At 56.4% G+C, this 8,402-nt stretch carries 8 protein-coding genes; 1 reads left to right on the forward strand and 7 read right to left on the reverse strand.

The window, feature by feature from the left end:
- Positions 1–10 precede the first annotated feature (10 nt).
- From HMPREF9334_RS06310 to ileS, 7 genes are all read right to left on the reverse strand, one after another.
- Positions 11–916, reverse strand: a complete 906-nt coding sequence (locus tag HMPREF9334_RS06310) for a helix-turn-helix domain-containing protein (protein WP_006692646.1) — start codon at positions 914–916, stop codon at positions 11–13.
- Positions 917–1,035: 119 nt separating this feature from the next.
- A complete protein-coding gene (locus HMPREF9334_RS06315; protein WP_006692647.1) occupies positions 1,036–1,479 on the reverse strand; it encodes an RrF2 family transcriptional regulator in 444 nt (147 codons plus the stop codon).
- A gap of 66 nt (positions 1,480–1,545) precedes the next feature.
- Positions 1,546–2,001 carry a dCTP deaminase/dUTPase family protein gene (locus tag HMPREF9334_RS06320; RefSeq protein ID WP_006692648.1) on the reverse strand — a complete coding sequence of 152 codons (456 nt, stop codon included), beginning with the start codon at positions 1,999–2,001 and terminating at the stop codon, positions 1,546–1,548.
- Positions 2,002–2,068: 67 nt separating this feature from the next.
- Entirely contained in the window at positions 2,069–2,302 is a 234-nt protein-coding gene (hfq, locus tag HMPREF9334_RS06325; protein WP_006692649.1) for an RNA chaperone Hfq, read from the reverse strand.
- Positions 2,299–3,261 (reverse strand): tRNA (adenosine(37)-N6)-dimethylallyltransferase MiaA, encoded by a 963-nt coding sequence (miaA, locus tag HMPREF9334_RS06330; RefSeq protein WP_006692650.1) that lies wholly within the window; start codon positions 3,259–3,261, stop codon positions 2,299–2,301. Before miaA ends, hfq begins: the two co-directional genes overlap by 4 nt.
- Positions 3,258–3,935 carry a metal-dependent hydrolase gene (locus tag HMPREF9334_RS06335; protein WP_006692651.1) on the reverse strand — a complete coding sequence of 226 codons (678 nt, stop codon included), beginning with the start codon at positions 3,933–3,935 and terminating at the stop codon, positions 3,258–3,260. Before HMPREF9334_RS06335 ends, miaA begins: the two co-directional genes overlap by 4 nt.
- A 123-nt stretch (positions 3,936–4,058) precedes the next feature.
- Positions 4,059–7,178, reverse strand: a complete 3,120-nt coding sequence (ileS, locus tag HMPREF9334_RS06340; RefSeq protein WP_006692652.1) for an isoleucine--tRNA ligase — start codon at positions 7,176–7,178, stop codon at positions 4,059–4,061.
- Positions 7,179–7,398: 220 nt separating this feature from the next.
- Here ileS and HMPREF9334_RS06345 point away from each other — a divergent pair, with 220 nt between their 5' ends.
- Positions 7,399–8,385 (forward strand): phosphatase domain-containing putative toxin, encoded by a 987-nt coding sequence (locus HMPREF9334_RS06345; RefSeq protein ID WP_006692653.1) that lies wholly within the window; start codon positions 7,399–7,401, stop codon positions 8,383–8,385.
- Positions 8,386–8,402: the final 17 nt, after the last annotated feature.

Genomic DNA, 8,402 nt, shown 5'->3' on the forward strand with positions numbered 1-8,402 from the left:
GTGATAGGAATCAATTCGTTCTTTTTGCCCCTGTCGTTGGCTTTTCATCAGCAGCATCGCCCGCCTTTGCTGCCCGGGGCTGCGCATTGGCATTTTCCTGCACACGCGTGGGCGGCAGAGTATCCTTCAGATCCTTTGTGGTCTTACTAAAGGTACGCTCGAGAACCTCTCCGTTATCGCCGAACTTGCCGAACTTCCTGCCATTGAACGTCACATCCAACGCACCTGCGTTGCCCGCGCGAATCACAACCGATTCCTTGCCCTTCCAGTTCTCGGTCTTTCCCTTCTCGATCATGCCCTCAAAGACAGATTTTCCATCGACTGCGACCTCCGTCCAACAGCGCTCCGTAAGGGTCACACTCACGTTCACACCATCGACACGAGCTGCGCGCGCAGCATCCGACGCATCCGCCTCGACAGCAGCTGCCGGCGCAGCAGATTGCTCCGTCTTGACCGGCGGTGCGGCTGCCGGTGGCTTTGCCGGCGAATTGATCGCAGAGATTGCCGCAACGCCGCCGCCTACAAGCGCAACCAACACAACGATGCCCGCCGCCAACTTGCCAAAGATACCGGCATAGGAGGAACTCTTTCCACCGATGGAAATACTTGAAAGAGATTCATCCCCAACATTGCTCAGTGTGACGCGGCGCGACGTACTCTCCTGTTCTACAGGAACAGGGGAAGGAGCTCCTCCGTTCTCTTCGGCAAACTGCTGCACAAGCGTCTCAGCGTTCAAACGAAGGAAGTTGGCGTAGTTCCGCACAAAGCCTTTCGCGTAGACCAGCCCCGGCAAATCTCCGATATTCCCCCGCTCGATATGCTCGATATAGAGCCTGCGAATGCTCGTACCTTTCTCAATATCAGCAATCGTCAATCCTTGCTTCTCACGCTCTCGTCGCAAGATGTCCCCTACCATGAGACTCCCTCCCAGACTTTTGTCACTTCCGGAATTTATTTTTTAATTATACCATGATGTGCCCTGCAAAGACAAATCTTTTCGGTCGTTCTAGTCATCCCGACAAAAAATCCATATGTTCACTGATTGCAGCCGATACGGCTTTGATGCCGCTGTATAAGGTCAGCAAGCGAGATATTGTTGAGCACGGAGTTGATGCTGTCGCGCACCTCCGCCCAGACCTGTCGTGTCACACAATGCCCTGCACGCACACAGCTTCGTCCCTCTGCGTCCGTTCCCGTCAACAGGCAGTCCACAAGGGCGATCGGCCCCTCGACCGCCGTGATGATGCGTCCGATCGTTACCTCTTCGGGCGGCAGCGCGAGCGTATAGCCCCCCTGCGCCCCGCGCACGCTCTCCACAAGGCCTGCGCGTCGGAGCGGCGACATCAGCTGCTCAAGATAGTTCTCCGAGATCTGCTGCGTCTGTGCAATTGTCTTGAGAGGGACAACCCCCTCCCCATAGTGCAGGGCGAGTTCATAAAGCGCCGTCACACTGTAGCGCCCCTTTGTTGAAAGTTTCATAACATCTCCCAAGCGGATGTAATTGATCGTGATGTAACGCCATTATAAATGAGTTTCGTTTTCCTGTCAAAGATTCCCTGTCGAGCCGAATCCACCCGCACGCACACCTCCGAGCCCCGCCGCATCGCCGTCCACCGTCAGATAATGCGTAAAGATTCCCTGCGCGATCCGCTCCCCCGCCGCAATGTGTACCGACTCCTTGCCGTAGTTGTAGAGGGGGATGTAGATATGCCCCTCGTTCTCCGCATTGCCGTAGTAGTCCGCGTCGATCACACCCACGCTGTTCATCAGCATGAGATGCTTCTTGAGTGCTGCGCTTGAACGGATGTAGATGAGCAGCACCTCATCGTTCTGCATATACGCCTTCACGCCCGTCGGAACAAGCGCACATTCCCCCCGCCCGATCTCCACCGTTTCGGCGGCCGCAAAATCATACCCTGTACTCGCGCCGGTCTTGCGTTCCGGCAGATGGATGCCCCTATGCTCATACACCGAAACAATTTCAAATCCGCGTATTCTCATTGAATCCCCCTCAAAATAAAAAGCTGCCGCGCCGAAGGCGGTGCAGCAGCATTTCAATTTCCGCACATCAGGCTTCTTCCACCGTCGTCTTGATCGGCTGTGCAGGAGTGATGGTCGATATCGCATGCTTGTAGATCATCTGCTGTTTTCCCATTGTATCCACCATGACAACGAAGTTATCGAAGCCACGAACCGCACCTTTGATCTGAAATCCGTTCACCAGGTGAATCGTCACAGGAATGCTGTCCTTACGCACCTGATTGAGAAAATTGTCCTGCAAATTGATAATTTTTGCCGTCACGCCTGAGCGCCCCTTTCATTCTGCCACGCGCACACATCTGCAAGAATAGTGCGCAGTAGTTCATCCTCTGTCTGTGCGTCCACATCGTACCAACGGATATAAGGCATACGTCGATACCATGTCAGCTGGCGCTTCGCAAAATGGCGCGTCGCCGTCTGAATGGCAGTGATCGCCTCCGCTTTGCTCATCTCCCCGGCGAGATATGCTGCCGTCTCCTTGTAGCCGATGCCCTTCATCGCGGGTGCATCCCGTCCGATGCCGCGCGCAAGGAGTCCCGCGACCTCATCTGCCAGTCCCGCCGCAAACATTGCTGTCACACGGGCATTGATACGTTCATAGAGGCGAGCACGCTCACGCATAAGACCGATGACAAAGGCATTGTACGGCGCAGCACCGCCCGCGAGCGCACTTGCCTGTGAGATGCGTTCATCTCCATAGCGCATGACCTCAATCGCACGAATGATACGCCTCAGATTGTTGATATGCAGGCGCTTCGCCGCCTCCGGGTCATAGTGTGCGAGAAAGGAATGCACACGCTCATTTCCACGCCGTGCAGCAACGCTCTCCATCGCTCGTCGAAAAACGACCTGCTCCCGCGTCTCGTTAAAGTCATACCCTTCGATGAGAGCTTTGATGTAGAGCCCCGTCCCACCGACAACAAACGGCAGCCGATCCATACGCTCGTGTTCATGCACAAGGAAAGAGACACGCGTGACAAACTCCGTCACAGAAAACGGCTCATCCGCATCCAGCACGTCGATGAGATGATGTGTGATACGAGCCTGCTCCTCCGCGGTTGGCTTTGCGCTGCCGATGTCAAATCCACGATAGATGCACATGGAGTCACCCGAGATGATATCCGTCTCCAGTGCCTCTGCGAGCTGCAGTGAAAGCTCCGTCTTTCCGACTGCCGTCGGTCCGACAAGGACGAGCAGCGGGCTTTTTGAATGTGCAGTCAAAGCTCGATTGTTTCGCCGGGTGCAACCACATTCACATGAGCACGTGTCATCGCCTCCGTGACCTCCTTGTAGTGGTTCACTTCCTGCGCGATGACCGGCCATGTATTGTAGTGGATGGGAATGACATGACCCGCGTTCAGCCACTGTGCCGCCATCGCTGCATCCTCAAGCCCCATTGTGTAGTTGTCGCCGATGGGAAGCACGGCGTAGTCAATCGCATCCTTACGCCCGATCAGCTGCATATCGCTGAAGAGTGCCGTGTCGCCTGAATAGTAGACGACCTTGTCGCCAATATAGATGACGAAGCCGCATGCAATCCCGCCTGCGACACCCGCACTGTGCTGGGCAATCGTCATGCGCACCTTGCCAAACGGCAGGTCAAGCGAGCCGCCGATGTTCATCGGATATGACTTGATCTCAGCACACGCCTGACTCTCACAGACAGAGATGACCTCGGGGATGGCGACAATCGCAGCTCCCGTGCGCGCCGCAATTGATGGTGCATCGCCGAGATGATCCCCATGCGCGTGCGTGAGCAGAATGAAATCGCAGTCCACCTCATTTGCTGCGATGCTCGCCGTCGGATTTCCCGTCAGGAACGGATCCACGAGTACCCGATGCTCCCCATCGTCAAGCAAAAAAGCCGCATGACCATAGTAGCTGAATTTTACCATTGCGACCACTCTCCTAATTTCACAGATATTATTATTGTTATTATACGATATGTCAAAACAATGTCAATAGAAAAGCCGCCTCATTCGGGCAGTTCCCGAACGAAGCGGCTTGCAGCTAAACTCTTACTTGATGCTGAGCGTCAGCTTCTCTCCGTTGATGTTCCACTCCTTACTCGTGCCCGCAGGCGCATCGTAGGAAATGGAATCGGCGAGCGTAATCTCTCGAATAAACGCCTCATTCTTCGCGGCGATCGCCGTGAGCTTCGCGTTGCCCGAGAGATCAAGCATGATATGATCTGTGACCTCAAGCCCGCATTCCTTGCGCATGGTCTGCACCTTACTGATGATCTCGCGTACGAAGCCCTCCTCAAGGAGCTCCTCCGTAAGCGTCGTCTCAAGTGCAACCGTAACAGCGCCGTAGCTCTGGCAGTTGTAGCCGTCCTGCTGTGCGACCGTCACCTCGACATCCTCCGACGTGACCGTGACATCACCGTCTGCGAGATGCAGCGTATAGCTTCCGCCGCCCGCAAGCGCGTCCTTCACCGCCGCTCCGTCACTCCCCTCAAGAGCCTTCTTCACCGCGTTCATCTGCTTGCCGACCTTCGCGCCGAGCACGCGGAAATTCGGCTTCACATGGTAAGAGAGGAAGTCCGACATATCGTCGCGGAACGTGACCGCCTTGACATTCAGCTCGTCCTCGATGATCTCAACGAAGAACGCCGGCAGCGTATGCTCCGCCTTGATGAACATACGCGCGACCGGCTGACGGTTCTTGATGTTCGCCGCATTGCGCGCCGCACGTCCGAGGGTGACAACCTCAAGGACGATCTCCATATTCTCCTCGAGCTGGGTGTCAATGAGTGCCTCGTTCACCGTCGGGAAGTCCGCAAGGTGCACGGAGATCGGCGCCGTCTTGTCCACCGAGCAGACGAGATTGCGGTAAATGCTCTCCGTGATAAACGGCACCATCGGCGCCGCAGCCTTTACCGTTGTCACAAGCGCGGTATAGAGCGTTAGATAGGCATCGACCTTGTCCTGCTCCATACCCTTTGCCCAGAAGCGGCTGCGGCTGCGGCGCACGTACCAGTTGGACAGCTCCTCGACAAAGGACTGCACCGCCTTCGCCGCCTCGGTCACACGGTAGTTTCCAAGGCAGTCATCCACCGTGCGCACCATCGTATTCAGACGCGAGAAGACCCAGCGATCCATGACCGAAAGGCGGTTATAGTCAAGCGTGTGCGCCGTTGGGTCGAATTCATCAATGTTCGCATAGAGGACATAGAACGCATACGTGTTCCAGAGCGTCCCCATGAACTTGCGCGCTCCCTCCTGCACCGCATCGTCGGAGAAGCGGTTCGGCAGCCACGGCGCACTGTTCTCGTAGAAGTACCAACGAATCGCATCCGCCCCATGACGGCGCAGCGCGTCCATCGGCTCGACCGCATTCCCCTTCGACTTGCTCATCTTCTGCCCGTTCTCGTCCTGCACATGACCGAGGACAATGACGTTCTTATACGGACTCTTGTCAAAGAGCAGAGTTGAAATCGCAATCAGCGAGTAGAACCAGCCGCGCGTCTGATCGACTGCCTCGGAGATGAAGTCTGCGGGGAAATATTTCTCGAAGATCACCTTGTTCTCAAACGGATAGTGCCACTGCGCAAACGGCATCGCACCCGAGTCGAACCAGCAGTCGATGACCTCGGGCACGCGGTGCATCTCCTCACCGCACTTCTCACACGGGAACGTGATTGCGTCGATGTACGGACGATGCAGTTCGATATCGGCGGGGCAGTTCGGCTGAAGCTCACGCAGCTCCGCAATCGAACCGACGGAGTGCTCGTGCCCGCAGGAACATTTCCAGATATTGAGCGGTGTACCCCAGTAGCGGTCGCGGCTGATGCCCCAATCCTGCACATGCTCAATCCAGTTGCCGAAACGTCCGTCGCCGATCGTCTTCGGAATCCAGTTGACCGTATTGTTGTTCGCCACGAGCGCGTCGCGCACCGCCGTCATGCGGATGAACCACGAGGCACGCGCATAGTAGATCAGCGGCGTGTCGCACCGCCAGCAATGCGGATAGCTGTGCGTAAACTCGGGGGCTTTGAAGAGCTTACCGCTCTTTTCGAGATCCGCGAGGATCAACGGGTCGGCATCCTTAACGAAGACCCCCGGCCAATCCGTCTCCTCCGTCATCTCACCCTTGTCGTTGACGAACTGAACAAACGGCATACCGTACTTGCGGCAGACACGGTTATCATCCTCACCGAAGGCGGGCGCGATGTGAACAATGCCCGTGCCGTCCTCTGTCGTGACATAGTCATCGCAGGTGACAAAGAATGCCTTATCCTGCACATCCTTGTCCGCAAACGGATAGAGCGGCTCATACTTGCGGTGCTCAAGGTCTTTGCCCTTCATCGTCGCAAGGATCTCACGGTCGCCCCACGAGTCCGCGAACACGCTGTCCATCAGTGCCTCGGCGAGATAGTAGACCTTGTCGTAGACGCGCACCTTTACATAGGTTACGTTCGGGTTCACGCAGAGACCGAGGTTCGACGGGAGCGTCCACGGTGTCGTCGTCCACGCAAGGAAATAGGCATCCTCGTCCACTGCCTTGAAGCGCACGATCGCCGAACGCTCCGTCACATCCTTATACCCCTGCGCCACCTCGTGCGAGGAAAGCGGCGTGCCGCAGCGCGGGCAGTACGGGACGATCTTGTGTCCCTGATAGAGCAGTCCCTTTTTCCAGATCTCCTTCAGAGCCCACCACTCGGACTCGATAAAGTTGTTCTCGTACGTGATGTAGGGGTGCTCCATATCCGCCCAGAACCCAACGACATCGGAGAACTCCTCCCACATCGCCTTGTACTTCCAGACGGACTCGCGGCATTTCTTGATGAACGGCTCGATGCCGTAGTCCTCGATCTGCTCCTTGCCGTTGATGCCGATCGCCTTCTCGACCTCCAGCTCCACGGGCAGACCATGCGTATCCCAGCCCGCCTTGCGGAGCACCTTGCACCCCTTCATCGACTGATAGCGCGGCAGCATATCCTTGATGACGCGCGTCAGGACGTGCCCGATGTGCGGGCGACCGTTCGCCGTCGGCGGACCGTCGTAGAACGTGAACGTCTCGCAGCCCTCGCGCTGGTCCACCGCCTGCTGTGCAATATGATTCTCGCGCCAAAAATCCGCAACGGCTTTCTCGCGCGCGGCAAAATTCAGATTGGTATCTACTTTCTCGTACAAAGAAACCCCTCCCGTAGCATAGTCACGTCATTCTAGCACACGGAAGGGGATTTTTCAAGGAACAGACGGAATCTGCCCAAGATTTCCCTTGCACCTTGATGCAAAGAGTGCTATAACCAACGATGGATATAGAAAGCACAGATAAAATCCACGCCAATTCGAGCAAAGGTTTTATCAGCGATTCCGAAAGGATCGTCGGTTTACACAGTGGAGGGATCTCATGCACGCATTCAAACATTTACTCACTGCCCTGCTATTATGCACGCTATGCATCATCCCATACACCGCCTCTGCCGCCGATACGAACGCAGACTACCGAGGCTATGTCTGGCGCATCGACATGGCGGCGGGCAATGCGGCGGAGCTGCCGCACAATTTCCGCACGGCGGGATCGCCGTTCCAAACGCGGACAGACGCATCGAAGTTCGGTGTCGACCCGAACTACAGTCCCTCTCGTGAGGGATTGGATGCCCTGCCGCTCTCTGGAAGCGCGGAGTTCTCCGTCCCTGCCTTTCACGCGCTGCTGAAAGACCTGCACACACGCGCACAGGGCTCGATCTGTGTCATCGATCTGCGGCAGGAGTCGCACGGCTTCATGAATGGATACGCCGTCAGTTGGTACGGCAAGCACGACTGGGGCAACATCGGCAGGACGAAGCACGAGGCACTGCGTGACGAGAACATGCGCATTCGCAGTGCACAGGGCAAGGATGTCGTACTCGCGCACCTCGACAAGAAAAAGCAGCCAAAAAATCAGCAGACCGTCCGCGTCACGGCGGCGATGACGGAGCGCGAGCTGGTCGAGAATGCGGGCGTGCGCTACGTCCGTCTCGCCGTCACCGACCACAAATGGGCAGACCCGCAGACCATCGACGAATTTGTCGATCTCGTAAAAAAAATGCCCGCGGACACATGGATGCACTTTCACTGTCAGGCAGGTAAAGGGCGCACGACCAGCTTTATGGCAATGTACGATATGATGAAAAATCCCGCCGTCTCGCTGAAGGACATCCTCTATCGTCAGTACCTGCTCGGCGGAGCATACCTCGCCTACGACCCGACCACGCAGCATGCACCGAAGGGATGGGAGGATGCAGACTACCACCACAAGTCAGAGATGATCGCAAAGTTCTACGACTACGTTCAGCAGAATCACGAGGACAACTATGCCGTGCCGTGGAGTATGTGGCTGAAAAAGAATCCATAAGAGTATAAGAAAGCCNC

This window comes from Centipeda infelix ATCC 43532, from assembly GCF_000234095.1.
Taxonomy (GTDB): domain Bacteria; phylum Bacillota; class Negativicutes; order Selenomonadales; family Selenomonadaceae; genus Centipeda; species Centipeda infelix.